This window comes from Acinetobacter indicus, assembly GCF_009914475.1.
GTDB classification, from domain to species: domain Bacteria; phylum Pseudomonadota; class Gammaproteobacteria; order Pseudomonadales; family Moraxellaceae; genus Acinetobacter; species Acinetobacter indicus.
In genome coordinates this window covers 116,459-141,942 of sequence record NZ_CP045198.1, presented here as the reverse complement: position 1 = coordinate 141,942, position 25,484 = coordinate 116,459, and the positions used below count along the sequence as shown (strand labels likewise).

The following is a 25,484-nucleotide window of genomic DNA, read 5'->3' as shown; positions in this document are numbered from 1 at the left end:
GGGTGAAATTAAGCACCCGTTTGATAACGTGCCTGAGCCACGGCCGTCGAAGCCTGATAAGGATGGGTAAAATCACCCAGACCGGCTGCCGCTTCCTGAATATCTTTACCTTCTTTAATCACGAAGGTATCGAAACCGGAACGCTTCATATAGTTCAGTACATCTTTAAATACATCACCTGTGGCACGGAGTTCGCCTTCAAAACCCTGACGGCGAAGCAGTGCTGCAAATGAATAACCACGACCATCGTTAAAGCCTGCAAACTCAATAAAGATGGCATCGAGCTGATCTAACGGAAACTCATTGGTTTCAGGCGAAGCATCTACGGTTAAGTACAATGCTTTTTTACCTGAAACATTAGCAAGTTGATCGAGCTGCTCAACCGTTAAAACCACATCACCTTGTGGTAACACGCCATCTTCACCAATAATTTGGTAAGTATTGTCTGCAATCGTGCCATCTTTAGAGAGCACTTGTAGTGCGGTATTAAGCATATGCACGCTCCTTAAATGGTTGAATGCCTACACGGCGATAGGTATCAATAAACTCTTCACCTTCCTGGCGCAGGTCAAGATAAGTATTTAAAATTTCTTCCACCACATCTGGCACTTTTTCCGCAGCAAATGATGGCCCTAAGATGTCACCGATTGAGGCATCATGATCAGCATTACCACCCAGGGTAATCTGGTAGAATTCCGCGCCTTTTTTATCAACACCTAAAATCCCGATGTTGCCGACATGGTGATGACCACAGGCATTCATACAACCGGAGATGTTCAGATCCAGTTTACCCAGGTTGTAAATGGTATCAAGGTCATCAAAACGGCGTGAAATCGCTTCAGAAATTGGAATTGATTTGGCATTGGCCAGCGAGCAGAAATCACCGCCTGGGCAGCAGATAATATCAGTCAAGAAACCAATGTGCGCACGCGCCAGATTGTGTTGATCCAGGGTTTGCCATAAGGCAAACAGGTCTTTTTGTGGTACATCTACCAGCGCAATATTCTGCTCGTGTGTAGTACGTAATTCACCGAAAGTGTACTGATCAGCCAGGTCAGCGATCAGGTTCATTTCTTCCGTGGTGACATCACCCGGGGCAATACCGGCACGTTTCAGTGAAATGGTGACAATACGGTAGCCTTTCACTTTGTGTGCATTGGTATTGATGTTAAACCATTGCTTGAACTTCGGATATTGTGCAAACAGCGCGGTGAAGTCCTCATCTGCATAGTCCTGATAATCGAATGGCGTAAAGTTCTCATCCATTTTTTTCAGGGTGTCTGCATCGACTTTTAAGGTTTTCACCGTATGTGCAAATTCAGCTTCAACTTTCTCGGCAAATACTTCTGGCGTGAGTGCTTTTACCAGAATCTTGATACGTGCTTTATATTTGTTATCACGACGGCCGTGCAGGTTATAGACACGCAGCACTGCTTCCAAGTAAGCAATTAAGTCTTCACGTGGCAGCCATTCTTTAATCACTGCACCGATGATTGGGGTACGACCCAAACCACCGCCAACCATGATTTTATAGCCCATTTCGCCGGCTGCATTGCGTACAATATACACACCAATATCATGGAAAGCAGTTGCCGCACGGTCAATTTCTTCAAGTGCAGATACCGCAATCTTGAATTTACGTGGCAAGAAGGCAAATTCTGGATGGAAAGTCGACCATTGACGGATCAGCTCACAGGTCGGACGCGGATCGGCAATTTCACCAGCGACCACACCGGCATACTGGTCCGTGGTGGTATTCCGGATACAGTTACCTGAGGTTTGAATCGCGTGCATCTGAACTGTGGCCAGTTCAGCCAGCATATCTGGCACGTTTTCTAGTGCAGGCCAGTTAAACTGAATATTTTGACGTGTTGAAACGTGGGCATAACCACGGTCATAGGCCTTGGCCAAGGCGGCGACTTTACGCAGCTGGGTCGAGCTCATTAAACCATAAGGCACGGCAATACGTAACATTGGCGCATAGCGCTGTACATATAAACCATTTTGGAGACGAAGTGGACGATATTCATCTTCTGTCAATTTGCCCGCTAAATAACGTTCCGTCTGGTCACGGAACTGCGCAACACGTTCATTAATCAGTTGCTGATCGAAATCAGTATATAAATACATGGCGTACAGCTAGTAGTTTCATTATAACGACCGACAGGATAGCGACATTTTATCTATCAACAAAATGCGTTTTTTACATATTTCATAGCGATTTTATTGATAAGTCAGCTGGACTTGCGCTGTAAGCAAGCCTTTGCAGCCATTCATTATTATTTTCTGGATCTTTCATTATTTTTTGCGTTATTTAGCATTTTTTTTCATAAGATGTTTATCCTCACTTTTGGGTCTGGATAAACATCTTATATTGGCTGATAAACCTCTTTTATAGACCGGCGCGTTACCAGTTCCCCTGCCCCAAACCTTGGCCACGGAAATCATAACGAGCTTTGGAGCGCGAGAATTTAATCGGGCAGGCCAACTGCGCTTCAGTGTCTGGGCTGTCCTGTTCCAGTGGCACTTGAACCACCCATTCGCGTTGCTGGGCCAGTGGTGAATGCAGTGCTTCTTCTAAATACAGCACCGGTTCGACACAAACATCCTGCTCGGCAAATATTTGCTGCCATTCTACCCAGCTTTTGGATTGAATTTTATTGCCAATGGCCTGTTTCACCGCCTGCCGGTCGTCTGAATCAAAAGAACTTCCTTTTTCCACAATTAGTGGCAACTCCAGGACCGCGGCCAGACCTTGCATAAATTGTGGCTCCAAACCACCGATCGAAAGATAGCGGCCATCTGAGGTACGATAATAGTCATAAAAAATCGCGCCATTTAAATGGCCAGCTTCGGGACGCTGCTGTTCCTGTCCGGCCAGGCTGGCTGCCGCAGCCATATTGTTTAAGGCCGCCACACAGTCAGTCATGGAAATATCAATATATTGTCCCTGTCCGCTGCTTTGCCGTTCAATGACGGCGGCCAATATACCGACCAGCGCATGTAGTGAGCCACCTGCAACATCAGCAATCTGAATGCCCATTGGCGGTGGCCCGGACTGTGCCCGGCCACTATGCCCGGCAATACCGGAAAGCGCTAAATAATTGATATCATGTCCAGCCTTGGCCTGATAAGGACCGCTTTGTCCATAGCCGGTAATGGAACAATAAATCAGTCCGGGATGAATTTCTGCCAATGTGGCATAATCCAGCCCCAAACGCTGCATTACCCCAGGGCGAAACTGCTCAACCACAATATCGTAATCTTTAATTTTGGCTTTAATTTGTGCAATGCTGTCCGGGTCTTTTAAATCCAGCGTCACCGACTGTTTATTGCGGTTCAGGTAACTGTGCGAAGTCGCCTGGCCATTGGCATAGGGCGGAAATAGCCGGACCAGATCGGGACGGTTCGGTGATTCAATATGCACCACTTCTGCGCCTAAATCGGCCAGATAAAGCGTGGCAAATGGTCCGGGTAACAAGGTGGAAAAATCTAAAACTTTGAGTCCGTTTAAAGCGTATGACATTGGAGTTTTTACTCTATTTGTGTTGATTTTTTCATCATCTTAGAAATATAAAAGCATAAACACAATGTCATGTTCAGCCATTTACCTTGATCATTTCGGCAATTTAATATGTGAAAATGGCAAAACAACTCAAGTAAATTGCCAAAAACTTTATTTTTAATGTCATTTAGGTCAAACATACGTGATTACCAAAGACAAAGAGTCAGAAGGCTTTAATATGAGCCGCGATACCATCAGTATCCACTTCGTAAATGCGGCTCTAACCGGTGTCAAACGCCTTGGCATGGACGTCGAGACCTTATTATCACACGTGGGTATTGAGGCCGAGCTGTTACGCCAGCCCAAAGCGCGAATCTCGCCAGAACAATATACCCGTTTTATTAAAATGCTGTGGATGGTGACTCAGGACGAGCACATTGGCTTTGATGTTCAAGGCCGCCGCTTAGGTACTTTTGCCATCATGTGCCAGCTGATCATCCATGCCAAAACCTTGGGTGATGCCTTAGAACTGTCCTCCCAGTTCTATAAACTGTTTGGCGATGAATGGTCGGTGACGCTGGAACGTGACAAACACGAAGCCCGTCTGGTGCCGTTAATTCCTAAGAGCATGGACCCGGACCACTTTATTACTGAAAGTATGCTGATGATCTGGCATGGTCTGGCATCGTGGTTAATTGAACGCCGTCTGCCGCTGGAACGTGTCCACTTTGGTTATGAGCGCCCTGCCCATGCCGATGAATATGATGCGCTGTTCTTCGCCCCAGTGATGCAGTTTGATATGCCGCGTACCGAAATTACCTTTGCGGCCGACTATCTGGACTTGCCAATTCGCCAGAATGAAGAAACCCTGGAAGAATTCCTGAAAGCGGCACCGGCACAGTTATTAGTGAAATTCAAAAATACCAACTCTTTAACTTCACGAATTCGTGATGTCCTGAAGAGCCAGATTGGCGAAGAAATGCCAACCTTGAATGATGTTGCCTCAATGCTGTATCTGTCGCCGCAAACCCTGCGCCGCCGTCTGGCAGCCGAAGGTAAAAGCTATCAGGGCGTCAAAGATGCCTTACGTCGTGATGCCGCGATTCACCTGTTGCTGAATCCGGAACTGACGCTAGAAGATGTAGCGCAACAGGTCGGCTTTAGTGAAACCAGTACCTTCCACCGTGCCTTTAAAAAATGGACTGGAGTGACACCAGGACTATATCGCCAGTTACACGGTTATCACTAAACATTTTTTAGACAACGTCTTTTCAGGTTTGATCTTCCTCTCCGCCCTCACCGCCAAGTGAGGGCTTTTTTTATTGGCGAAAAGCATCATCTGACCTCGCCCGTTCTCGTCATTGCACTTCATCAATTAATCATTACACTCAAAAAGCATAACAATTTAAAACTCATCAAAGGGATAGCACATGAGCGAGGCTTATATTATTGATGCCATTCGCACACCACGCGGAAAAGGAAAAAAAGATGGTTCACTCTATGAAGTGAAACCGATCAGTCTGGTCACCACCCTGTTGCGTGAATTAAAACAGCGCCATCAGCTGGATACTGCCCAGGTCGATGATATTGTGCTGGGCTGCGTCACACCGGTCGGTGATCAAGGTGCCGATATTGCCAAAACAGCAGCGATTGCTGCCGGCTGGAACAATGATGTGGCAGGTGTGCAGATCAACCGTTTCTGTGCCTCCGGTCTAGAAGCCGTGAACTTGGCCGCGCAAAAAGTCCGCTCTGGCTGGGAAGATCTGGTCGTCGCCGGTGGAGTGGAGTCAATGTCCCGCGTACCAATGGGTTCAGATGGCGGCCCGTGGGCGCTGGACCCGGAAACCAACATGGCCTCGAAATTTGTCCCGCAAGGCATTGGTGCCGATTTAATTGCCAGCATTGATGGCTATAGCCGTGCCGATGTCGATGCCTTTGCCGAGCAGTCACAAAAGAAAGCCGCGGCTGCGCAGGCCAATGGTCATTTTGAGCGTTCAATTGTGCCGGTCAAGGACAAAGCCGGTGTTGTAATTCTAGCCAAAGATGAATTTATTAAGCCGAATACCACCGCGGAAGGCCTGGCCAAACTCAATCCAAGTTTTGAAATGATGGGACAGATGGGTTTTGATGCCATTGCACTGCAAAAATATCCTGAAGTCGAGAAAATTCAGCATGTGCATCATGCCGGTAACTCCTCCGGTATTGTCGATGGTGCCGCGCTGGTGTTATTGGCCTCGAAAAAAGCCGTACAGGAACAGGGTTTAAAACCACGCGCCAAAGTGCTGGCCACGGCACTGGTTGGTGCTGACCCGACCATCATGCTCACCGGTCCTGCACCGGCAGCCCGTAAAGCTCTGGCCAAAGCTGGCTTAAGCATTGAGGACATTGACCTGTTTGAAGTCAATGAAGCTTTTGCGGCGGTGGTGATGCGGTTTATTAACGAGATGCAGGTCGATCCGGCCAAAGTCAATGTCAACGGCGGTGCAATTGCCATGGGTCATCCACTCGGGGCCACCGGTGCCATGATTTTAGGCACCCTGCTGGATGAGCTGGAACGTCAGGGCAAAAAACGTGGTCTGGCCACCTTATGTGTCGGTGGCGGTATGGGTATTGCCACCATTATTGAACTGGTTTAAGGAGGAGCCGCATGAGCGCTATTCAATTCGAAAAAAACGCCGACAATATTGTAATCTTAACGCTAGACTCGCCAAACCAGTCCGCCAACACCATGAATGCAGATTTCCGTGCCGCTTTGGCGGAAACCGTGGAAAAACTCAAAGCCGATGAACAGATTGCCGGAATTATCTTCCGTTCGGCCAAAAAAACCTTCTTTGCCGGCGGTGATCTCGATGAACTGATTCAGGCTCAACCGGAACAGGCCAGCGATTTTTTCCAGATGGTGGAAGGCATGAAAGCCCAGCTGCGTTATATCGAAACGCGTGGTATTCCGGTGGTGGCTGCCTTAAATGGCACAGCTCTTGGCGGTGGCTGGGAACTGGCGCTGGGCTGCCATCACCGCATTGCCTTGAATGACCCGAAAACCAGATTCGGTTTACCCGAAGTGACTTTAGGGTTGCTGCCAGGCGGTGGCGGCATCGTGCGGATGGTACGTCTGCTCGGCCTGCAAACTGCTTTTCCATTTTTAATCGAAGGCAAACAGTTTGGGGTAGAAAAAGCTCTGTCTTTGGGCTTGATCCATGACACGGCCGACTCAGCAGATGAAATGCTGCAAAAAGCCATCAACTGGATTCAGGCACATCCGAAATCACAACAACCGTTTGATGTAAAAGGCTATAAAATTCCGGGCGGTGATCCGAAACATCCAGCGGTGGCGCAGATGCTGGCGATTGCTCCGGCGATTTTACGTGACAAGACCAAAGGCTGTTATCCAGCACCGGAAGCAATTATGTCGGCTGCGGTCGAAGGTGCACAGGTTGATGTCGATACCGCACTGACCATTGAATCACGTTATTTTACCTATCTGGCGACCGGTCAGGTCTCTAAAAATATGATTGGCACCTTCTGGCATGGCCTGAATGCCATTAAATCCGGTGCCAGCCGCCCACAGGATATTCCGCAGTGGCAGGCGAAAAAAGTCGGTATTTTAGGTGCCGGAATGATGGGTGCCGGAATTGCCTATGCTGCAGCCATTAAAGGCATTGCGGTCATCCTGAAAGATGTTGCTGTAGAAAATGCTGAAAAAGGCAAAGCCTACAGCCAGAAACTGCTGGATAAAAAAGTTGCTCAAGGGCGGATGACTGCAGAAAAACGTGACCAGATTCTGGCACGCATTACCCCAACGGCCTCAACCGCAGATCTGGCTGGTTGTGACCTGATCATTGAAGCGGTGTTTGAAAATCAGCAATTAAAAGCACAGGTGACCCAGGAAGCCGAAGGCTATCTGACTGCCGATGGCGTGATGGCCTCCAATACCTCGACCCTGCCCATTAGCGGTCTGGCGCAAGCCGCGAACGATCAAAGCCGTTTTATTGGCCTGCATTTCTTTAGTCCGGTCGATAAGATGCAACTGGTTGAAATTATTAAAGGCCAGAACACCAATCGTGAAACCGTGGCCAAGGCCTATGACTTTGTCCAGCAGATTGGCAAGACGCCTATTGTGGTCAATGACAGTCGTGGTTTCTTTACCAGCCGTGTGTTTGGTACCTTTGTGCAGGAAGGTCTGCGTATGCTGGCAGAGGGCATCCATCCGGCCAAAATTGAAATGGCCGCGCTCAAAGCCGGGATGCCTGTTGGACCGCTGGCGATTCAGGATGAAGTCTCGCTGACCTTATCCGAGCATGTCGCGGCAGAAACCCGCAAAGCCTTGCAGGCGGAAGGCAAAGAACGCCCACGCTCAGGTGCAGATGAAGTCATTGAAACCATGATCCATCAGTTTAACCGTAAAGGTAAAGCAGCCGGCGCCGGGTTCTATGACTATCCTGAAGGTGGCAAAAAATCGCTCTGGGAAGGCCTCAGTTACTGGAAAAAAGAGCAGACTGTCGATGAGCAGGAACTGATTGACCGCTTCCTGTTTGTCCAATCGCTGGATACTTTGCGCTGTCTGGAAGAAGGCGTGCTGGAATCGGTGGTAGATGGTAACGTCGGCTCGATTTTCGGGATTGGTTTTGCCCCGTGGACAGGTGGTGCCCTGCAGTTCCTGAATCAATATGGACTAAAAGATGCGCTAAACCGAGCACAAGCTCTGGAACAACGCTATGGTGAGCGTTTTGCCCCACCGCAGTTATTGAAAGATAAAGTCGCGCAAGGTGAACAAATTTAAACCCATCCATCTGGGTAGCATTCAAGAGGCCTTTAGGGCCTCTTGTCTGTTCTGGCGACAGTATTGAGCCGCGCCTCGGCGCAAGGAAAGCATTTTCTTGGCTTGGACTTTGAAATAATTATGTTATAAAGTTTCAACAGATTCAGTTTTCTTTTTATCCAATTGGGCAGTTTGTTATGACCGACCACTCATCTCCAGAAAAATCTCCTTGGGGTTGGAAAGCACTTATTATTTTCTCGGTTTTAGGTGCGTTATTTCTTGGCCTGTTCTATCTTGCCGTGAGCAATGAACCGGACTATATGCCAAGCCAGCAGAATAAACACAACACCCAGCAACATGCGTTTAAAAATGCGCCTGCCATGTCTGAAGAGGCTTTAGCCAAAGCTCAGGCTGATCGCGAAGCACGTGAAGCTCGTGCGGCGGCCAGTGCAGAACAGCATCAAATGACCGAAGCGGAACACGCTGCCATGGATGAAAGCCATAGCGATACCACTGGACACGGTCACTAATCAGCAAATATTAAAAAAGCGGACTCCATGTCCGCTTTTTTATTGGATGCAGATTGCTATTTTTCTTCGGTTGGATGCAATTCACGGCGCATCCGAATATGTGGAATGCCGCAGTCCAGATATTCCTCACCTTCGACCTGAAAACTAAGCTGCTGATAAAAACCGGTGGCATACACTTGTGCCGACAACACCAGAAACGGACGCTGCTCCTGCTGGGCCTGCTGAATAATGGCTTCCATCACTTTCTTGCCCAGACCTAAGCCCCTGTAAGACTTTAAGACCGCGACCCGGCCAATGCTATGGTTGGAGAGCAACCGTGCGGTGGCAATCGGCTGCTGCTGTGCATACGCGACAAAATGTAGCGCTACTGCATCCTCCTGATCCCATTCATCTTCCGGGGCAATCACCTGCTCCTGAATAAAAACCGCTTCACGAATTACTTTGGCATCGGCCTGCAAGTCCTGCCAGCTGCCGGCATGAATACTGATCTGGCTCATTGTTTTATCCTTAACATTTACGTCCGATATCCTGCTGGTCCCACTGATCATTCAGCAAGAGCTCCAGCGAATGTTTCTGAATGCCATAGAGTTCTTTTAAGGCCTGAATCTGGGCCAGCACCGCCGCATCTGGCGCAGTATAGTCTTTGCGTTTGGTGGCCAGAATCATCTTGTTTTTGCTGGTATGTTCCAGTGACACAAACTCAAACACCTTGGTCTCATAACCATAGGCTTTCAGCAATAAAGCCCGAATGGTATCGGTAAGCATTTCTGCTTGCTGTCCGGCATGGATTCCAAAGTGCAGCATCGGTTGCAGCACTTTGGGTGCCTGTAACTGCGGACGCAATTCTTTATGGCAACACGGCGCGCACATAATCATTTGTGCATTCAGGCGAATGCCGGTGTGAATGGCAAAGTCGGTGGCGACATCACAGGCATGCAAGGCAATCATCACATCCAGCTGTTCCGGTGCATAGGTACGGACATCGCCCTGGAAAAAGTCCAGTTGCTGAAAGCCGGAATCTTGCGCCACCTGCTGACAGAACGCGACCATTTTCGGATTCAGTTCCACACCGGTCACATACGGTATCTGCTGATGCTTGGCCAGATAGTCATACAGGGCAAAGGTTAAATAGCCTTTACCGGAACCAAAATCAACAATATGCAAGGGCTGATCTTGAGTGTTGAGCTGCTCCACGGCCCCGGAGAAAATTTCCACAAATTTATTAATCTGTTTCCATTTTCGCGCCATGCTCGGAATGATCTGGCCATGCTGATCGGTAATGCTTAAATGCTGCAAAAATGGGCTGTCCTGTTCGACATAACGCTGTTTGCTGCGGTCATGACCTTGCGCGACACTTGCCGGTGCAGTCTCAGCTTTTTTCTTGTTCACCATCAGCATGGCTTTTTTCTTGTTCTTTTTCAGCTGCAGGTCTTCATCCAGGGTCAATAAATTGGCCTGTTTGCAGCAGCCTAGCAGTGCGCTGACCTGAGCCACTGCCTCAGTGAGCGGATAGTTTTTGGTGACATCCTGGGTTTTATATCGGTACACACAGTTCAGTACAGCTTCATTTTGCAAAGAAATGACCCGGAAGGTCATTTTTTCCAGCTGTTCAAGTTCACCTTTGTACTGACTCAGAATTAAACGCTCAAAACGCTGTGTTTCAATGGCTTGCTGAAACGCATCTAGAAATTGTTGTTCCGGATTGGGAGAAGTCGCCAATTGAGACATGAGTAAAACCTGAAATGAATTGCAGCTAAAGTGTAAAGCGTCTTACGCGAAATGCAAAATTGAATTACTATACATTCGTATATTTTAATTATAACGATCCCACGCTTATGAATGCACCCTTGGCACCCGACTACGATCCGGTTGAAGAACGAATGAACTTCATCAGCCATGCCATAGGCGCGGCTTTGGCGCTGGTGGCCGGTATTTTTTTAGTGATTAAAGGCAGTTATTTAACTATCGGCCCCTGGATCGGGCTGTGGGTCTATGCGCTGAGTATGTTCCTATTGTTTTCGGCGTCCAGTCTGTACCATTATGCCGACAGTCCGCAGCGCCGCGGCTGGTATAAAAAGCTCGATCACACCGCCATCTATTATTTAATTGCCGGCACCTATACCCCTTTTCTGTCTATCGCCATTCCCACCGCCAAAGCGCAATATCTGTTAATTGCACTGTGGATTATTGCCCTGATTGGCACCGTATTTAAGCTGGTGTTCATCAACCGGTTCCAGAAAATTTCGCTAATTGCCTATCTGGTAATGGGCTGGTTAGCACTTCTGGTGATTGATGATATGCAACGCTTTTTAAGTCCACCTGCGCTGACTTTTTTATTGATTGGTGGAATTTCTTATACGATTGGTGCATTGTTTTATGCGTTAAAACGGGTAAGATACACACACGCTATCTGGCATATTTTTGTATTGATCGGGGCAGGATCACATTTTCTGTCTATCTATCTGTACGTGATTTAATTGTTTTGATTCTCCATTTCAGTGACCCTGAGCGCATTGAATCGAAACGATTGCCGTTGTTTTTTTAAGAAATTACGCCTTTTTTAAAAAGATTACGCTTGTAAAACTAATTTTTTATTTTTAATAAGTGTAAGGTCATTCATGGCGTCATCAACTTCTGCTGCAATCAATGAAGAAGCAGCACCAACGAACTCAAAATTTCGTGTCCTCACCGCGAGTCTGGTAGGCACTACCATCGAATTCTTCGATTTTTATATTTATGCGACTGCTGCGGTCATTATTTTCCCGTACCTGTTCTTCCCGACCAGTAGCGATCCAATGACCGCCACCATTCAGTCTCTGGCCACCTTTGCCATTGCCTTTATTGCCCGCCCGATTGGCGCGGCACTGTTTGGTCACCTCGGTGACCGTATTGGGCGTAAAGCCACCCTGGTCGCTGCGCTGCTGACCATGGGGATTTCCACTGTAGCCATTGGCCTGTTACCCACCTATGCACAAATCGGCATTGCCGCACCGTTACTGCTGGCCCTGTGCCGTTTAGGTCAGGGGCTGGGCTTGGGCGGTGAATGGTCAGGTGCGGTTTTACTGGCCACCGAAAATGCACCGGAAGGCAAACGTGCTTGGTACGGCATGTTCCCGCAACTGGGGGCTCCAATTGGTTTTATTCTGGCCACCGGTTCCTTCCTGTTGTTAGGCGCGTTCATGAGCGAAGAAGCATTCATGAGCTGGGGCTGGCGTATTCCCTTTATTTCCAGTGCTTTACTGGTGATTGTTGGTCTGTGGATTCGTTTAAAACTGCATGAGACACCGGCTTTCCAGAATGTTTTAAACAAACAGAAAGAAGTGAATGTACCGTTTAAAGAAGTCATGACCAAACATTGGGGCATGCTGATTTTAGGCACCATTGCCGCGATCTGTACGTTCGTGGTGTTCTATCTGACCACGGTATTCGCGCTCAACTGGGGCACCACCCAACTCGGTTATAGCCGCGCCGACTTCCTGGAATTACAGCTGATTGCTACCCTGTGCTTTGCAGCGTTTATTCCACTCTCAGCGATTTTGGCAGAAAAATTCGGTCGTAAAGCCACGTCTATTGGGGTGTGTATTGTATCGGCGCTCTTTGGTCTGGTTTTTGCCAGCATGCTGGAATCTGGCAATACCTTGGTGGTGTTCCTGTTCCTGTGTATTGGTCTGGCGATTATGGGGCTGACCTATGGTCCAATTGGCACCGTTCTGTCAGAAATTTTCCCGACTTCGGTACGTTATACCGGGTCTGCGCTGACCTTTAACCTGGCCGGTATTTTCGGTGCCTCTTTTGCTCCGCTGATTGCCACCAAACTGGCGACCGAATATGGTCTGGCTGCCGTGGGTTATTACCTGACAGCTGCATCTATCTTGTCACTTCTGGCCTTCCTGGCAATTCGTGAAACCAAGCATGATGATGTCAACAGCCAGATTTAAAACATTCATCTGACTGAAAAAACCAGCGTAGATAACGCTGGTTTTTTATTTGTGATGCAAAATCATACACAAACACACTATTGCATCTGGCCAAGTTTAGAAACAATAAAAGCTTATCCCCCGCTAGCAGGTCATTGTATGGATCGTCTGATTGAAACCCTTCGGGAAGAACAACTGGTGAAAGTTATTTTGTTGCTGGATGATGGCAAACGCCATGAAGCGGTGCAGTACCTCCGAAGAGACAGTCATTTGACTGAAGCAGAAGCCCAGCAGCTGATTGATGAACTGATTCGCCAGCACGGTCTGGCCATGGAGGCCTCCAAGGGTGAATGTGCCCCCAAACCGATAGACGACATCAGCACACCCTATTTTGATACTGAAGATCCACCGCGCCCGCAGCTACATACCGAAGCACAAGCCCCGGTCGAAACAGCGGCAAATGGCATTGAAGATTTAAACCGGAACAATCACCGCCTGAATATCGGGGTATTGGTCTTGATTGGCGTCGTGATTCTGATTGCCTTGCTGTGGTGGGTCTTTTAAAACGCCCACCTTTTGGCATTAGCAGAGTTCAATAATATCAATGGTCGGTGGCACCCGAAAACGAAATGGCACACCCACCATCCCAGTACCAACAGTGACAAACACATCGGCATGTTCATGCCGGTACAGGCCTTTTTTATGGCCGACAATCGATACGCGTTTCATTACATAATCGGTCAGCCACGGCAATTCCACCTGACCGCCATGGGTATGCCCCGACAGCATTAAGGGATGAGTTGGCAATTTCGGCACCATATCGACCGTATCGGGGTTATGCGACAAAATCAGCCACGGCTTGTCTTGCGGTAAATCCGGCATATAGCGCATATCGGTACGGCCGGACCATAAATCGCCAATCCCAATCAGGCGGAACTCGTCAAACTCGACAATCTGCCCTTCAATATCAATCACATGATTAACCTCAAGCGCATGTTTGAGCAGTTCCTGAATCGGCGGACCAGGATACTGTTCATCATGATTGCCGGTCACAGAATAAATTGGCGCTTTAATCTCTTTTAGTATTGCCAGCTCATCGGCCAGTTTATTTTCCGGCTCATAGGTCCAGTCACCTGCCACCAGCACCATTTCCGGTTCTTCCTGGTTAATCTTGGCGACAATCTGCTTGAGCTGGCGTTCATGCCCGGAAAACAGACCAATGTGCAGGTCGGCAATCAGGGCAATTCGGACCGGGCGTTGTAGCGGCTGATCGGGCAGCATCTGATAGCGGGTGGTTTTGACCAGAATCAGATGTGGCTCAATAAAACGCGCATAGACCAGCACACCACTGACCAGCCCGATAAAAATGGCTTCATGCAAGGAGTAATAGCCAATCCAGCCGGCATAAATACTAAAGAAGAACAGCGGAATTAATAAATAGGATAGATAAAAGGCCAGCAGATGCACAAAGGCTTTAAAGGGATGAATCGTTTCTGTATTGGCCTGACTGCGCCACGCCTGTGACACGGCCCAAACTGCCAGTATGGCCAAGCCGATATAGAAATACAGTATAATTGATTGGCTATCCCACATAGTTATGCCCGACTCTCCCCCGGCGACTAAATTCGTCCGTTCTTATATTTATCTTTTCACAGCTGGCAATTATACTCAAACCAAATTTTGGACTTGTTTTAGACAATATGATACATCCTGACAAATTTAATTTGCAATCAAATACATACGCGAGAAGTTCTATGTCTTCTTCTACCGCGGCCATGCTGTTGAGTTGCAGTTTAGTGTTGGGAGTCAGTGGCTGTTCAACCCTGCCCAAACAGATTGAACATCCGGTTCAAATGGCTTTTGAAACGCCAACCGAGCATACCCATCTGGCCCAGATTGTATTGCCGCTGCGTGAAAAAAATCCGCAGCTGACCGGTTATCGGGTGCTGTACGATCCGCTGGAAGCCCTGTCAGCACGCTTGTATTTAATTGATAAGGCAGAAGAAACCCTAGACCTGCAATATTATATCTGGGACAACGACAAAATCGGGGCACTGGCACTACATTCAATTATTCGCGCAGCTGATCGCGGCGTGAAAGTGCGCTTGCTGGTCGATGATAACAATGCCAAGAAAATGGAAGGTATTTATCTGGCGCTGGACCAGCACAGCAATATCGACGTCAAGCTATACAATCCGTACCGCTTCCGTAAATACCGCGCCATGGACATGGTGCTAGATTTAAAACGTATCAACCGGCGCATGCACAATAAAAGCTTTATTGCCGATAACCAGATTGCCCTGATTGGCGGGCGCAATATGAGTAACCAGTATTATAACGTCAGCGACAGCTATCAGTTTTCCGATGTCGATGTGATGCTGGTCGGTTCTGCCTCCGATGAAATCATTCACTCCTTTGATGAATACTGGAATGATGATTATGCCTATTCGGTCAAGCAGCTGGTCAATCCACAGCAGCATCATCTGCGTTATGAAAGCCTGAAACAGCAGCTCGAAGACCATTCTGCAGAAGTGGCGGTACAAAATTATCTTGATTTAGCCACACGCTCCCAAGCCATTGAACAGTGGTTTAACCACAAAATCCAGTTTGACTGGGTCAAAGCAGAAGTGGTGAAAGACTCGCCAAGCAAGATTAAAGACCGCGCACCCAAAGAAGAATTACTGAATTTCCAGCTGCTCAGTCATCTGGAAAAACCGACTGAAAGTGTGGATATTATTTCGGCCTATTTTGTGCCGGAAGAATCCGGGGCTGACCGCTTAAAACAGCTGGCCAATGACGGCGTACAGGTGCGGGTACTGACCAATTCCTATAAGGCCAATGACGTTCCGCTGGTACACGCGTTTTATGCCAAATACCGTCAGGACTTACTGGAAAATGATGTCGAGCTGTATGAGTTTTTATATGCACCCGAGGCCGAGCATCTGAACAGCAATACCGAAGAACTGTCGAAAAAAGCCAAAGTCAGCTTAAAAGGCCTGAGCCGTTCCAGCCTGCATGCCAAACTGATGGCACTGGATGAAAAACAGGTCTTTATTGGCTCTTTTAATTTTGATCCGCGCTCAGCCTATTTAAACAGTGAAATTGGGGTATTGCTCAACAGTCCGACGCTGGCGAAATCGGTGCATCAGACCATGGATGCCAATTTATCCAAATATGCCTACCGTCTGGTGCTGGATGCACAAAACAACATTAACTGGCGTGTCGTGAATAGCAAAGGTGAAGAACGCGTATTTGTTAAAGAACCAAAAATGAAATGGTATGAAAAAGCAGCCATGAAAATCATTTCCTGGCTGCCAATTGAAGGCTTTATGTAAGCCTGCAACACAGGTTAAAGCTTAAGCACTGGCCTGCTGAATCAGGACTTTTTGATGCAGCTGCTCTAAGCCCTCAATCATCTTGTTTTGAACCAGCGAGGTCAGGCTTTCCACCGTATGCCCTTCTACCGAAATCGGGTTTAGAGCCATTAAATGTGCGGTGACTTTCGGCATTTCCAGCACATTTTTAACATGCTCAATAAAGGTCATTTCATTGATAAACGGCGCTACGGTATCCAGCTCGCCCTGCTGGTTGATATAACAGATCAGGCAGATTTGCACCGGACGCTGCGCTTCAATTGCCGCGCCCAATAAACGGCCATGTACTTTTTTAATTTTAGTCCCATCCGAAGTCGTGGCCTCCGGGAAAAACAGTACCGGCACATCCTGTTTTAAAAACTGGGTAATCTGGTCGCGGATTTTAATTGAATCTCCCGAACCGCGTTTAATAAATAAGGTCCCGCCACCTTTGGCCAACTTTCCAAACACCGGCCATTGCTCAATTTCAGCTTTGGCCAGAAAAAATACCCGCGCACCTGAACCGAGCACCGGCACATCCAGCCACGACACATGGTTGCTGACCCATAAGGCCGGCTGGGTGGGAATTTCTCCATGCACTTCGACTTCAATATTGAACACCTTGCACAACTGACGGCAAAAATGCTGCACATAACGGGTATTCTGCGGATTATTCGGCTGCTTATACAAGCTGTGACGATACACCAGATAAAAGCCTTCGCTCACCGCTGCCAGACCGGCAGTGATTTTTTTAGAATAGAGAAAAAATTTGGACAAACTATTCATTGAAGCGGATGAAGATAAAGAAACTTGAGACATAGCATAATCGTGAATTGCGAAAATCACAGCAAGAATTGTTCAGAGAACTGTATTCTATCTTGAAGCAATTGACCAGACATTGATCATAAGCATCGAAAAACTGTCCAGATCGCTCAATTGAAATGCGCTATGCCAATTCTTCTACAGTCTTGCTGTAATAGATAGATCCAGAACGAATCCACCGATGTCATGATGATCTTGGTGGATCAGAGGCAACTATCAAACTGCCCATTCCTCTATCTCACGAAATGATGATACAGCCTCCAAACTGGGGATTGTGAGGATTCGCCTGCTTTTTGTCATGCTGCTGTAATCATCTTCATCTAGTTCACGCAGCTGGCGCTTTTTGCTCTAGAATAGAATTTTCATGAGGAGAAATGCCCAGGTGCCAGATTACCAGCAACATCAAGGCGGTGAACGCGTTGTGCTCGTGAGCGTCAACGTGCAGATTTTGGAAGACCTTGATGCAGAAGAATTTCATCTGCTTGCAAAGTCTGCAGGCGCTGAAGTTTTGCAGCATGTGTTTGCCCAGCGGATTAAACCCGATGCCAAGTTATTTATTGGTTCCGGTAAAGCGGAAGAAATTGCTGCGCTGGTTGCAGAACTCGAGGCTGAACTGGTGATTTTCGATCATGCGTTGACGCCGGCACAGGCACGTAATCTTGAAAAAATCATGAAATGCCGTGTGGTCGACCGGACCGAGCTGATTCTGGATATTTTCGCCCAGCGCGCCCGGACCTATGAAGGGAAATTGCAGGTCGAGCTGGCACAATTGCATCACCTCTCCTCACGCCTGATTCGTAGCCGCGGCAATCTGGACAGTCAAAAAGGCGGGATTGGTTTACGTGGTCCGGGTGAAACCTTGCTGGAAACCGACCGCCGCCTGTTAAGAATTCGTATGGGCCAGCTGAAAGCCAAACTGGATAAAGTCCGCCAGACCCGTATGCAGGGTCGTGTGGCCCGTCAAAAAGCCGCCGTTCCTACCGTATCACTGGTTGGCTATACCAATGCCGGCAAATCGACGCTGTTTAATATTCTGGCCAATAGCGATGTCTACGCCGCCGATCAGCTCTTTGCTACGCTCGACCCGACCTTACGCCGGCTGGAATGGGATGGGATTGGTACGCTGGTGCTGGCCGATACCGTGGGTTTTGTCCGTAATCTCTCGCACTCGCTGGTGGAATCATTTAAGGCCACGCTGGAAGAAACTCTGGAAGCAACCTTGTTGCTGCATGTGATTGATTCCAGCAGTCCGGACATGCTGGAACAGATTGAAGCAGTTGAGCGCGTCCTGAAAGAAATTGGCGCAGATGTGCCGGTGCTCAGGGTTTATAACAAAATCGACCGCACCGGCGAGCAGGCCAAAATTGTCTATGCCAAGCCGCATCAGCCGGAGCGGGTTTATATTTCTGCGCATTCCGGTCAGGGACTGGAACTGTTACGTCAGGCGGTACATGAATGTCTGATGGGCCAGATTCAAAGTTTTGATGTGGTATTAAAACCGGCCTATGGCAAATTACGCAACCAGTTTTATGAACTGAATGTGATTCAGTCCGAGCACTATGATGAGCAGGGACAACTGAATCTGCGCGTAAATATGGCCCCTGCCAAACTGGAACAGATGATCCGTCAGGCGCACTTGCCGCTGGACGAAATTCTGGGTGCCAAGGCTCAGCAATTTAAACGGCCTTTAGAAGAATTTGAAATTGATGATGAGATCAGTTAAAACTTGAACAGTAAAATATGACCGACTGATAAAAAATGAACAGGCTTAAACGTATCGACTGGCCAGCTTGGATTGGCACACTGCTCTTAATTATTGTATTTCGTGAAACAGCCGTCTGGATTGCGACCTATTTCAACCATCCTGAACTGGGCAACCTGATGGGTTTACTCAGCCTGCTGGTGGTGCTTTTCCTGTGGCGCCGACTGCATAAAATTCCAGCCCGGATTGTCGATACCAACAATAAAATCATGAAAGAAAGTGCGTTTGCCTTTTTACCGATTAGTGCCGGCTCACTGCTGATGCTGACCCATATGGGCAATAAAATTCCGGCTTTTCTGGTGGTGCTGTTTCTCAGCACCCTACTGCCGTTATGGCTGTATGCCAAAATGGCCAAACGCTGGCTCTAGGAGATTAAAACATGCTCGCAATTGTTTATGGCTTTTTAATCACCCTGGTGGCCTATCTGCTTGCCAAACCCTGTAACCAGAAACTGCCGCAAATTCCGGTCATTGTCTTTGGCATGATTTTTATTGTGCTACTGCTGTATGTATTTGGCATTCCCTATGAAGATTATATGGCACAGGTCAATCCGCTGTTTAACCATCTGCTGGGTTATGTGACCGTGGCACTGGCGATTCCGCTGGCGGCCATGCGCTATGATGATCTGCCGCTCAAAGCCATTCTGGGCATTTTGCTGTTTGCCAGCATCAGTGCCGTAGCCTTGCCAATGGGACTGGCCTATCTCTTACATATGGCCGGCGATGACATCATGGCATTTGCCACCCGTGCCGTGACCACACCAATTGCCATTAATATTGCCACCCTACTGGAAGCACCGGTCAGTCTGGCCATTCTGATTGTGATTTTATCTGGGGTGATTGGTGCCGCTTTCTCGCCGCTGCTGCTGCGTCATATTAATGATGAGCGCGCCTCAGGACTGGCCTTAGGCCTTGCTGCGCATGCAATTGGCACAGCGCAAGCCTGGCAACGCGGTAGTGTGGCCGGACGTTATGCTGCATTTGGAATGGCGGTGAATGCCGTGTTTACCGCAGTCTGGCTGCCAACATTTATACTCTTTATTCAAAAAATGTGACTCAAGAATCAATATTTACATCTTGTGTTGATGAAAAAATATTCTTAAGATGAAAATTGAATTTTTTGAAGTGTATTAAAGGGATAGAAACATGGGGAAATTTAAATATACAGTGGCACTTCTGGCAGCCACATTCAGTGCCGGCATTTTCGCGGAAGATCTCTCCGGTACCTGGCGCAATATTGATGATAAAACCGGTTCATCCAAAGCCATTTTAGAGATTCGTCAAGAAGCCAATGGCACCTATACCGCTAAAATTGTCAAAATTACACCACGTCCGGGGTATACCCCGAAAACCACCTGTGTGGACTGCCCTGCACCCTATACCAATCAGCCAATTTTAGGCATGGATGTACTAAAAGGACTGGCGTATAAAGGCAAACTCAACTATAGCGGCGGCAAGATTATTGATCCGCTGTCTGGCAATATTTACAGCACCAAAGCCAAACTGAGCAGCAACGGTAAACGTCTAACCCTCAGAGGTTATGTCGGCGTATCTGCGCTTGGCCGTAGCCAAACCTGGATTAAAGCAGACTAAGCTACATGCGAACATGCCACAGGAGGTGGCATGTTCTACTAATACGTTGAAAAATAGAAATTTATAAAAATAAGGGTTGACTCTCTGCGTCACAGGTCTTATACCTGAAAACAGGGATAAAAAATAAAAGTTGTACCCGGTAAAGGAATTGAAATGAAAAAGAATATTTTACTCACCGCATTCACCAGCCTGTTATTCTCAACTGCAGCATTCGCCAATGACCTAAGTGGTGTTTGGCAACAAATTGATGATAAAACCGGCTCTGCCAAAGCAATTATTGAAATACGCAAAGAAGCCAACAATACCTATACCGGTAAAATCATTAAAGTGACTCCGCGTCCGGGCTATACGCCACGTGAAACCTGTAATAACTGCCCTGCGCCGTATACCAACCAGCCAATTCTGGGTATGGAAATCTTAAAAGGCCTGAAGCATGTTGAAGGCACCAACAATTATGAAAAAGGCCGGGTTATCGATCCGCTGGCAGGAAAAATCTATAACGCCAGAATCCGGATGAATTCAACTGGCAAGCGTCTGACCCTGCGCGGCTATATCGGCGTGTCGGCACTTGGTCGTAGCCAGACCTGGATTCGTATGGAATAAGTCCGTTTTCAATCTGTTAACGAAGCCACATTTATGGCTTTATTTTTGCGACAATCCCAGTTCTGGTAAGGCTTTTATTGACTCCTGGAGTAATTAACCTAATATAGCAGCCTCTAAAAACAAGGGGATGCAACAGGGTTAATTATGTTGAAGAAATTATTGCTGACAATGGCGACCGGAACGCTCTTGAGCAGCAATGTCTGGGCCGATGATCTGTCTGGTACCTGGCAGCAGATTGATGATAAAACCGGTGCGGCCAAAGCCATTATCCAGATTCGCCAGGAAGCCGATAAAAGTTATAGCGGCACTATTGTGAAAGTCACACCTCGTCCCGGCTATCAGGCACGCGAACTCTGCCAGAACTGCCCTGCACCGTTTACCAACCAGCCCATTTTAGGGATGAAAATCCTGCAAGGCCTTAAGCATGTTGCAGGCACCGGCACCTATAACCACGGACGTGTTATCGATCCGCTGGCCGGCAAAATCTATAATGCCAAAATCCGTTTAAACAGCAGTAAAAGACGCCTGACCTTAAGAGCCAATCTTGGGGTGTCTGTGCTGGGACGCAATCAGACCTGGATTCGTATTGACTAAGCTGTACATCGACAAAGACCAATCAGTACAGACAAAAAAAGCCACATCATGATGTGGCTTTTTTTATGGCGATTGTAGTTAGAAATCAGCCAGCGGGTTATCGACCTGAAAAATCGCGTCATCTTCCAGACGGTAAGCCACCAGTTGATGCCCCCAGACACAGCCCCCATCGACATTCTGAATCTGGGCGGAAATGGTTTTGCCTTGCAGCGCGGCCCAGTGCCCAAAAATAATCTGATGTGTTGCAGCCGCAGCCGAGGCATATTCAAACCACGGTTTAAACCCGGCCGGCATCGGATCGTCCAGACTGTCTTTAAAACTGAACTCCAGGCGTCCTTCTGCATCGGTCAGGCGCATGCGGGTTAAATAGTTGACGATACAACGTAAGCGTTCATTGCCTTGTAAATCATCTGACCAGAGGGCCGGCTCTTTGCCAAACATCTCGGCCAGAAAATGATCCATCACCGCAAAATCGTCATGCTGAATCACCGCTTCAACTTCTTTGGCCAGCGCCTGAGTTTTTTCTGCGTCCCACAAATGCGGAATACCGGCATGGGTAATGATGGTCGATTCATTCGGACAGACACATAACGGCTGCTTGCGTAACCAGTCAATCAATTCATCGCTGTCGATGGCATCAATCACATCGCGGGTCTGGTCTTTGTCTTTAATCTCTTTCAGGCCACGTGCACCAGCCAGCAAAGTCAGGTCATGATTGCCCAGCACTGTGGTCGCAACACCACGATCAGCCAGCTTTTTCACAAAGCGCAATACGCCAAGCGAGTTTTCACCACGTGCCACCAGATCACCGGCAAACCAGATAAAGTCCTGATCCGGATCAAAGCGGATTTCCTTGAGCAAGGCTTTCAGGGCTTCAAAACAGCCCTGTACATCGCCAATCACATAGTTATAACGTGCCATCGTTTTTTTACACCACCATTTGATCTGCCAAAGCCACAAATTCGGCCAGGGTCAGGGTTTCCGGACGCGCCATTGGATCAACACCGGCTTTTTCAAAACCATCTTCTGCCAGCATGCCTTTTAAGCTATTGCGCAAGGTTTTACGACGCTGGGTAAACACATGCGAAACCAGACGCGATAAAGCCTTTTCATTTTTTGCCACAATCGGTTTCACCTCATACGGCTCTAAACGAAACACCGCAGAAGTCACTTTTGGTGGCGGGTTAAAAGAGCCCGGTGGCACTTCAAACAGGAAAGTTGGTTTGCAGTAATACTGAATCATCACCGACAAACGGCCGTATTCTTTGGTATTTGGCGCAGCAGTAATCCGGTCGACCACTTCTTTTTGCAGCATGAAGTGCATGTCTTTGACTTTGTCACCAAACTCCAAGAGATGGAACAACAGTGGGGTCGAAATGTTATACGGCAGGTTACCCACCACACGGAGTGGACGGTCATCTTCAAACAGATTGCTAAAATCATATTTCAGCGCATCGGTTTCAATAATGGTTAAACGTTCCGGATGTGGCACACGCCCCGGCAAACCGGCAGCCAGATCACGGTCCAGTTCCACCACGGTCAAGGCATCACATTCACCAATTAATGGTGAAGTTAAGGCCGCCAGACCCGGGCCAATTTCAACAATATTATCGCCCGGACGCGGATTGACCGAGCGTACAATTTTCGCAATCACACGTTGGTCATGTAAAAAGTTTTGACCAAAACGCTTGCGCGTGTGGTGCCCTTCATCTTTCGGGTTTAAGGCATTAATCTGATACATAAAGATTTCCAACGTGTAATAAAGACAAGATCAGTGACGCGCTAAATCCAGCGCCAAATCAACAGCCACATTCAGGCTTGAGCTTTTCGCAAGACCGCTGCCTGCGAGGGAGAGTGCTGTGCCATGATCAACTGAAGTGCGAATAAACGGCAAGCCCAAAGTAATATTGATGGCTTCACCAAAGCCTTGCGATTTTAGCACAGGTAAGCCCTGATCGTGATACATCGCCAGAACCGCATCGGCATCTTTTAGGTTTTCCGGAGTAAATAAGGTATCAGCCGGCAGGCTTAAACTCATCTGGATGCCCTGCGCGCGATAGCTTTCCAGCACCGGATTAATCACCTCAATTTCTTCCATGCCCAAATAACCGCCCTCACCGGCATGCGGATTTAAACCACAGACCAGAATATTCGGCTGCTCAATTTTAAATTTGGATTTTAAATCGTGGATGAGAATATCAATCACCTGATGCAGACGTTCAGCGGTAATCGCATCAGCCACTGCACGCAGCGGTAAATGCGTAGTGGCCAGGGCCACTCTTAGGGTTTTGGTGGCCAGCATCATCACCACGCGCGGCACGCCCGCAAACTCCTGGTAATATTCGGTATGGCCACTAAAGGCTATACCAGCGTCATTGATGACTGACTTCTGTACCGGCGCAGTCGCTACCCCGACACTTTTGCCTGACATGGCATAATCGGCCGAACGACGTAGCTGTTCCAACACATAAGCGGCATTTTGCGGATTCAGCTCGCCCATCACCACAGCTTGCTGTAAAGGCACATGCTCGACATAGAGCTGCCCTTTTTCTGAAGAAGCAGTTTGCCCGCTGTATTCAATCAGTTCTACCGGCATCTTCAACACTTGCGCACGCTGGGCCAGCATGGCCAGATCGGCCAGAACCACAACGGGACGCTCATCTACACGGTCGGCAAGATGCAGACAAATATCCGGGCCAATGCCGGCAGGTTCACCACTGGTCACATATAAAGGCAGCATGATTGATCCTAAACAATAAGGCATCTCCCATTATAAGCAGACTTTGACCGCAGCGGCCGTGAATTCTGCTGAAGATTCGGGCAGATTGGCCGGTTTTGGGGCAATCTAAACTGCTTTTGAAGGCGGATATTTAGCTGAAAGTTGATCAGTACTAGGCACGGCAGATGGATGTTCTTGGCAAGTCTTTTCTTTTCTCAGGATTTTGATTAAAATACAGCGCTTGAAATTTTATATTTTCATTGTGGTTCTCAACAATTTCGTTTAGAATCTCGTCTCCTTTTTGTTTGGACTGATTCACCGTCCAAACCAACTATAATAGGTAGTGGTTTAATGAAAACTCTCAGCGCTAAGCCAGCTGAAGTTCAACACGACTGGTACGTTGTTGATGCTTCTGGCAAAACTTTAGGTCGTCTTGCGACTGAAATCGCTCGTCGTTTACGCGGTAAGCATAAGACTTCTTATACTCCTCACGTTGACACTGGTGACTACATCGTTGTTATCAACGCTGAACAAGTTCAAGTAACTGGTAACAAGTCACTTGACAAAAAATACTATCGCCACACTGAATTCCCAGGCGGTTTAAAAGAAACTAACTTTGAAAAGTTAGTTGCTCACAAACCTGAAGAAATCTTCCAACGCGCTGTGAAAGGCATGTTGCCAAAAGGTCCTCTTGGTTATGCAATGATCAAGAAAATGAAAGTGTACGCTGGTAGCGAGCATCCTCATACTGCTCAACAGCCACAAGTTTTGGATATCTAAGGGATACAGCACATGGCTACTAACTATGGTACAGGTCGCCGTAAGACCGCAACTGCACGTGTTTTCTTATCTGCTGGTACTGGTAAACTCGTGATCAACAACCGTTCATTAGAGCAATATTTCGGTCGTGAAACTGCTCGTATGGTTGTTCGTCAACCTTTAGAGCTTCTTGAAGCAACTGAAAAATATGACCTTTACATCACTGTTGCTGGTGGTGGTATCGGTGGTCAAGCAGGCGCGATCCGTCACGGTATTACTCGTGCATTAATCGCTTCTGACGAGACTTTAAAACCTGCTCTTCGTCAAGCTGGTTTCGTTACTCGTGACGCTCGTGAAGTTGAACGTAAGAAACTTGGTTTACGTAAAGCACGTAAACGTCCTCAATTCTCTAAACGTTAATTCGTTTACCGAGTTGGACAAAAAGCCTTGGTTTATCCAAGGCTTTTTTATTGGCTGTTATTTTAAAGATAAAGGAATTTATTGTTCAGGTACATCTTTACCCCAACTGCCCTCATGCAGCCAGAAGGCCTTGCTGAAATAATAGTTCA

General features: G+C 47.8%; 26 protein-coding genes. 16 read left to right on the top strand and 10 right to left on the bottom strand.

The features are described from left to right. Window positions 1-8: 8 nt before the first annotated feature. From GA693_RS01135 to GA693_RS01125, 3 genes are all read right to left on the bottom strand, one after another. Window positions 9-494 carry a DUF934 domain-containing protein gene (locus GA693_RS01135; RefSeq protein ID WP_005175797.1) on the bottom strand — a complete coding sequence of 162 codons (486 nt, stop codon included), beginning with the start codon at window positions 492-494 and terminating at the stop codon, window positions 9-11. Further along, the gene (locus GA693_RS01130) at window positions 487-2,130 is read right to left on the bottom strand and encodes a nitrite/sulfite reductase (protein ID WP_016659814.1); all 1,644 of its coding nucleotides are present in this window, start codon (window positions 2,128-2,130) and stop codon (window positions 487-489) included. Before GA693_RS01130 ends, GA693_RS01135 begins: the two co-directional genes overlap by 8 nt. Before the next feature lie 277 nt (window positions 2,131-2,407). After that, window positions 2,408-3,526: a CaiB/BaiF CoA transferase family protein gene (locus GA693_RS01125; protein ID WP_016659813.1), complete on the bottom strand. Its 1,119-nt coding sequence runs from the start codon at window positions 3,524-3,526 to the stop codon at window positions 2,408-2,410. A 217-nt stretch (window positions 3,527-3,743) separates the two neighbouring features. Here GA693_RS01125 and GA693_RS01120 point away from each other — a divergent pair, with 217 nt between their 5' ends. The 4 genes from GA693_RS01120 to GA693_RS01105 all read left to right on the top strand — a co-directional run bounded on the left by GA693_RS01120 (window position 3,744) and on the right by GA693_RS01105 (window position 8,794). Further along, on the top strand, window positions 3,744-4,754 hold the full coding sequence (locus tag GA693_RS01120; RefSeq protein WP_034597576.1) for an AraC family transcriptional regulator: 1,011 nt from the start codon (window positions 3,744-3,746) through the stop codon (window positions 4,752-4,754). 181 nt (window positions 4,755-4,935) lie between these two features. Further along, window positions 4,936-6,141: an acetyl-CoA C-acetyltransferase gene (locus GA693_RS01115; RefSeq protein WP_160241582.1), complete on the top strand. Its 1,206-nt coding sequence runs from the start codon at window positions 4,936-4,938 to the stop codon at window positions 6,139-6,141. A gap of 11 nt (window positions 6,142-6,152) precedes the next feature. Further along, window positions 6,153-8,285 carry a 3-hydroxyacyl-CoA dehydrogenase NAD-binding domain-containing protein gene (locus GA693_RS01110; protein WP_160241583.1) on the top strand — a complete coding sequence of 711 codons (2,133 nt, stop codon included), beginning with the start codon at window positions 6,153-6,155 and terminating at the stop codon, window positions 8,283-8,285. A 176-nt stretch (window positions 8,286-8,461) separates the two neighbouring features. Beyond that, entirely contained in the window at window positions 8,462-8,794 is a 333-nt protein-coding gene (locus GA693_RS01105; protein WP_104473664.1) for a hypothetical protein, read from the top strand. Window positions 8,795-8,850: 56 nt separating this feature from the next. Here GA693_RS01105 and GA693_RS01100 read toward each other — a convergent pair whose 3' ends face one another. Continuing rightward, entirely contained in the window at window positions 8,851-9,291 is a 441-nt protein-coding gene (locus GA693_RS01100; RefSeq protein ID WP_160241584.1) for a GNAT family N-acetyltransferase, read from the bottom strand. A 10-nt stretch (window positions 9,292-9,301) separates the two neighbouring features. Beyond that, a complete protein-coding gene (locus tag GA693_RS01095; RefSeq protein WP_160241585.1) occupies window positions 9,302-10,522 on the bottom strand; it encodes a class I SAM-dependent methyltransferase in 1,221 nt (406 codons plus the stop codon). Between the two features lie 107 nt (window positions 10,523-10,629). Here GA693_RS01095 and trhA point away from each other — a divergent pair, with 107 nt between their 5' ends. The 3 genes from trhA (at window position 10,630) to GA693_RS01080 (ending at window position 13,275) form a co-directional block, all read left to right on the top strand. Continuing rightward, window positions 10,630-11,271: a PAQR family membrane homeostasis protein TrhA gene (gene trhA / locus GA693_RS01090; RefSeq protein ID WP_160241586.1), complete on the top strand. Its 642-nt coding sequence runs from the start codon at window positions 10,630-10,632 to the stop codon at window positions 11,269-11,271. Between the two features lie 141 nt (window positions 11,272-11,412). Further along, window positions 11,413-12,732: an MFS transporter gene (locus tag GA693_RS01085; RefSeq protein WP_160241587.1), complete on the top strand. Its 1,320-nt coding sequence runs from the start codon at window positions 11,413-11,415 to the stop codon at window positions 12,730-12,732. Between the two features lie 138 nt (window positions 12,733-12,870). After that, window positions 12,871-13,275 (top strand): hypothetical protein, encoded by a 405-nt coding sequence (locus GA693_RS01080; RefSeq protein ID WP_160241588.1) that lies wholly within the window; start codon window positions 12,871-12,873, stop codon window positions 13,273-13,275. A gap of 18 nt (window positions 13,276-13,293) precedes the next feature. Here GA693_RS01080 and GA693_RS01075 read toward each other — a convergent pair whose 3' ends face one another. Next, window positions 13,294-14,304: a metallophosphoesterase gene (locus tag GA693_RS01075; RefSeq protein ID WP_104470660.1), complete on the bottom strand. Its 1,011-nt coding sequence runs from the start codon at window positions 14,302-14,304 to the stop codon at window positions 13,294-13,296. 161 nt (window positions 14,305-14,465) lie between these two features. Between GA693_RS01075 and GA693_RS01070 the strand changes: the two genes are divergently transcribed. Continuing rightward, entirely contained in the window at window positions 14,466-16,046 is a 1,581-nt protein-coding gene (locus GA693_RS01070; RefSeq protein ID WP_168382188.1) for a phospholipase D family protein, read from the top strand. A 21-nt stretch (window positions 16,047-16,067) separates the two neighbouring features. On the opposite strand, the gene GA693_RS01065 is transcribed toward GA693_RS01070, so the two are convergent. After that, a complete protein-coding gene (locus GA693_RS01065; protein ID WP_034597361.1) occupies window positions 16,068-16,883 on the bottom strand; it encodes a lysophospholipid acyltransferase family protein in 816 nt (271 codons plus the stop codon). 367 nt (window positions 16,884-17,250) lie between these two features. Between GA693_RS01065 and hflX the strand changes: the two genes are divergently transcribed. The 6 genes from hflX to GA693_RS01035 all read left to right on the top strand — a co-directional run bounded on the left by hflX (window position 17,251) and on the right by GA693_RS01035 (window position 21,437). After that, window positions 17,251-18,609: a ribosome rescue GTPase HflX gene (hflX, locus tag GA693_RS01060; RefSeq protein ID WP_171502414.1), complete on the top strand. Its 1,359-nt coding sequence runs from the start codon at window positions 17,251-17,253 to the stop codon at window positions 18,607-18,609. Window positions 18,610-18,644: 35 nt separating this feature from the next. Continuing rightward, window positions 18,645-19,016 carry a hypothetical protein gene (locus GA693_RS01055; RefSeq protein ID WP_045794996.1) on the top strand — a complete coding sequence of 124 codons (372 nt, stop codon included), beginning with the start codon at window positions 18,645-18,647 and terminating at the stop codon, window positions 19,014-19,016. 11 nt (window positions 19,017-19,027) lie between these two features. Then, on the top strand, window positions 19,028-19,702 hold the full coding sequence (locus GA693_RS01050; protein WP_016659801.1) for an LrgB family protein: 675 nt from the start codon (window positions 19,028-19,030) through the stop codon (window positions 19,700-19,702). Window positions 19,703-19,793: 91 nt separating this feature from the next. After that, a complete protein-coding gene (locus tag GA693_RS01045; RefSeq protein ID WP_075167922.1) occupies window positions 19,794-20,240 on the top strand; it encodes a DUF2147 domain-containing protein in 447 nt (148 codons plus the stop codon). A gap of 153 nt (window positions 20,241-20,393) precedes the next feature. Then, window positions 20,394-20,843 carry a DUF2147 domain-containing protein gene (locus GA693_RS01040; protein ID WP_016659799.1) on the top strand — a complete coding sequence of 150 codons (450 nt, stop codon included), beginning with the start codon at window positions 20,394-20,396 and terminating at the stop codon, window positions 20,841-20,843. A gap of 144 nt (window positions 20,844-20,987) precedes the next feature. After that, on the top strand, window positions 20,988-21,437 hold the full coding sequence (locus GA693_RS01035; RefSeq protein WP_016659798.1) for a DUF2147 domain-containing protein: 450 nt from the start codon (window positions 20,988-20,990) through the stop codon (window positions 21,435-21,437). Window positions 21,438-21,515: 78 nt separating this feature from the next. Here the strand turns inward: GA693_RS01035 and GA693_RS01030 are convergent, their stop codons facing one another. From GA693_RS01030 to pdxA, 3 genes are read right to left on the bottom strand one after another with little or no spacing between them, the layout of a single operon-like run. Then, window positions 21,516-22,358 carry a symmetrical bis(5'-nucleosyl)-tetraphosphatase gene (locus GA693_RS01030; protein WP_160241589.1) on the bottom strand — a complete coding sequence of 281 codons (843 nt, stop codon included), beginning with the start codon at window positions 22,356-22,358 and terminating at the stop codon, window positions 21,516-21,518. A 7-nt stretch (window positions 22,359-22,365) separates the two neighbouring features. Continuing rightward, window positions 22,366-23,178, bottom strand: coding sequence for a 16S rRNA (adenine(1518)-N(6)/adenine(1519)-N(6))-dimethyltransferase RsmA (rsmA, locus tag GA693_RS01025; RefSeq protein ID WP_005175739.1), 813 nt, complete (start codon window positions 23,176-23,178; stop codon window positions 22,366-22,368). 30 nt (window positions 23,179-23,208) lie between these two features. Continuing rightward, entirely contained in the window at window positions 23,209-24,177 is a 969-nt protein-coding gene (gene pdxA, locus GA693_RS01020) for a 4-hydroxythreonine-4-phosphate dehydrogenase PdxA (protein WP_104472011.1), read from the bottom strand. 330 nt (window positions 24,178-24,507) lie between these two features. Here pdxA and rplM point away from each other — a divergent pair, with 330 nt between their 5' ends. Further along, a complete protein-coding gene (gene rplM, locus GA693_RS01015; protein ID WP_004857442.1) occupies window positions 24,508-24,936 on the top strand; it encodes a 50S ribosomal protein L13 in 429 nt (142 codons plus the stop codon). Between the two features lie 12 nt (window positions 24,937-24,948). After that, entirely contained in the window at window positions 24,949-25,335 is a 387-nt protein-coding gene (gene rpsI, locus GA693_RS01010) for a 30S ribosomal protein S9 (protein ID WP_004785251.1), read from the top strand. The last annotated feature ends 149 nt before the right edge of the window (window positions 25,336-25,484 follow it).

What these genes read in the sequence shown, in the direction of transcription:
- GA693_RS01115 (WP_160241582.1), top strand. Translation starts at nt 4,936, where the DNA reads ATGAGCGAGGCTTATATTATTGATGCCATTCGCACACCACGCGGAAAA.
- GA693_RS01130 (WP_016659814.1), bottom strand. Translation starts at nt 2,130, where the DNA reads ATGTATTTATATACTGATTTCGATCAGCAACTGATTAATGAACGTGTT.
- GA693_RS01085 (WP_160241587.1), top strand. Translation starts at nt 11,413, where the DNA reads ATGGCGTCATCAACTTCTGCTGCAATCAATGAAGAAGCAGCACCAACG.
- GA693_RS01045 (WP_075167922.1), top strand. Translation starts at nt 19,794, where the DNA reads ATGGGGAAATTTAAATATACAGTGGCACTTCTGGCAGCCACATTCAGT.
- GA693_RS01055 (WP_045794996.1), top strand. Translation starts at nt 18,645, where the DNA reads ATGAACAGGCTTAAACGTATCGACTGGCCAGCTTGGATTGGCACACTG.
- GA693_RS01105 (WP_104473664.1), top strand. Translation starts at nt 8,462, where the DNA reads ATGACCGACCACTCATCTCCAGAAAAATCTCCTTGGGGTTGGAAAGCA.
- rpsI (WP_004785251.1), top strand. Translation starts at nt 24,949, where the DNA reads ATGGCTACTAACTATGGTACAGGTCGCCGTAAGACCGCAACTGCACGT.
- GA693_RS01135 (WP_005175797.1), bottom strand. Translation starts at nt 494, where the DNA reads ATGCTTAATACCGCACTACAAGTGCTCTCTAAAGATGGCACGATTGCA.
- GA693_RS01075 (WP_104470660.1), bottom strand. Translation starts at nt 14,304, where the DNA reads ATGTGGGATAGCCAATCAATTATACTGTATTTCTATATCGGCTTGGCC.
- pdxA (WP_104472011.1), bottom strand. Translation starts at nt 24,177, where the DNA reads ATGCTGCCTTTATATGTGACCAGTGGTGAACCTGCCGGCATTGGCCCG.
- trhA (WP_160241586.1), top strand. Translation starts at nt 10,630, where the DNA reads ATGAATGCACCCTTGGCACCCGACTACGATCCGGTTGAAGAACGAATG.
- GA693_RS01040 (WP_016659799.1), top strand. Translation starts at nt 20,394, where the DNA reads ATGAAAAAGAATATTTTACTCACCGCATTCACCAGCCTGTTATTCTCA.
- GA693_RS01080 (WP_160241588.1), top strand. Translation starts at nt 12,871, where the DNA reads ATGGATCGTCTGATTGAAACCCTTCGGGAAGAACAACTGGTGAAAGTT.
- rsmA (WP_005175739.1), bottom strand. Translation starts at nt 23,178, where the DNA reads ATGTATCAGATTAATGCCTTAAACCCGAAAGATGAAGGGCACCACACG.
- hflX (WP_171502414.1), top strand. Translation starts at nt 17,251, where the DNA reads ATGAGGAGAAATGCCCAGGTGCCAGATTACCAGCAACATCAAGGCGGT.
- GA693_RS01095 (WP_160241585.1), bottom strand. Translation starts at nt 10,522, where the DNA reads ATGTCTCAATTGGCGACTTCTCCCAATCCGGAACAACAATTTCTAGAT.
- GA693_RS01120 (WP_034597576.1), top strand. Translation starts at nt 3,744, where the DNA reads ATGAGCCGCGATACCATCAGTATCCACTTCGTAAATGCGGCTCTAACC.
- GA693_RS01070 (WP_168382188.1), top strand. Translation starts at nt 14,466, where the DNA reads ATGTCTTCTTCTACCGCGGCCATGCTGTTGAGTTGCAGTTTAGTGTTG.
- GA693_RS01065 (WP_034597361.1), bottom strand. Translation starts at nt 16,883, where the DNA reads ATGTCTCAAGTTTCTTTATCTTCATCCGCTTCAATGAATAGTTTGTCC.
- GA693_RS01110 (WP_160241583.1), top strand. Translation starts at nt 6,153, where the DNA reads ATGAGCGCTATTCAATTCGAAAAAAACGCCGACAATATTGTAATCTTA.
- rplM (WP_004857442.1), top strand. Translation starts at nt 24,508, where the DNA reads ATGAAAACTCTCAGCGCTAAGCCAGCTGAAGTTCAACACGACTGGTAC.
- GA693_RS01030 (WP_160241589.1), bottom strand. Translation starts at nt 22,358, where the DNA reads ATGGCACGTTATAACTATGTGATTGGCGATGTACAGGGCTGTTTTGAA.
- GA693_RS01035 (WP_016659798.1), top strand. Translation starts at nt 20,988, where the DNA reads ATGTTGAAGAAATTATTGCTGACAATGGCGACCGGAACGCTCTTGAGC.
- GA693_RS01125 (WP_016659813.1), bottom strand. Translation starts at nt 3,526, where the DNA reads ATGTCATACGCTTTAAACGGACTCAAAGTTTTAGATTTTTCCACCTTG.
- GA693_RS01050 (WP_016659801.1), top strand. Translation starts at nt 19,028, where the DNA reads ATGCTCGCAATTGTTTATGGCTTTTTAATCACCCTGGTGGCCTATCTG.
- GA693_RS01100 (WP_160241584.1), bottom strand. Translation starts at nt 9,291, where the DNA reads ATGAGCCAGATCAGTATTCATGCCGGCAGCTGGCAGGACTTGCAGGCC.